Source organism: Kineococcus glutinatus, assembly GCF_039542765.1.
GTDB classification, from domain to species: Bacteria; Actinomycetota; Actinomycetes; order Actinomycetales; family Kineococcaceae; genus Kineococcus_A; species Kineococcus_A glutinatus.
On the sequence record NZ_BAABIL010000773.1, the window covers coordinates 1 to 570 of the forward strand.

The window sequence follows — 570 nt, forward strand, 5'->3', positions numbered from 1 at the left end:
AGGGCGTGGGCGAAGCGGTAGCCGCCCGGTGCGGCCGCGGCGCTGACGGCCCCGGCGGCGAGCGCGGCCTCGAGCGCGGTCAGGACGTCGGCGGGGTCCTGCCCGCGCAGCGCGGCCAGGTCGGGCAGCTCGAAGTCCTCGCCGAGCACGCTGGCCGCGCTGAGGACCTCGCGGGTGGTCCGGGGCAGCCCGCGCGCCCACGCGCGCACGACGTCGCGCAGCTCGGGCTCGGCGGCCAGCGCCGCCACCGTCGACGCGTCGCGCTGCGCGGGAGGTCGCTGCGCCAGCAGGGCGACGACGGCCCGCACGAACAGCGGGTTGCCGCCCGTGCGGCGGGCCACCTCGTCCACGACCTCCTCGCAGACGCCGTGCAGGGCCCCGGCGGTCCCGGGCAGGCGGGTGCGGAGCAGCTGCGCGACGGCATCGCGGCCCAGCGGGCGCAGCCGCAGCGCCAGCGCGGCGGGCTCGGCGTGCAGGGCGGGCAGGGCCGCAGCGAGCGGCGAGGTGTCGCCCCGGGGCACGTCGCGGTGGGTGGCCACCACCAGCAGGGCCGACCCGGCCGCGCGGGCG

At 81.4% G+C, this 570-nt stretch carries 1 pseudogene; it reads right to left on the minus strand.

Annotated elements, in window-relative coordinates:
• Positions 1-570 (minus strand): annotated as a pseudogene (locus ABEB16_RS21265) (hypothetical protein); the annotation flags it as partial.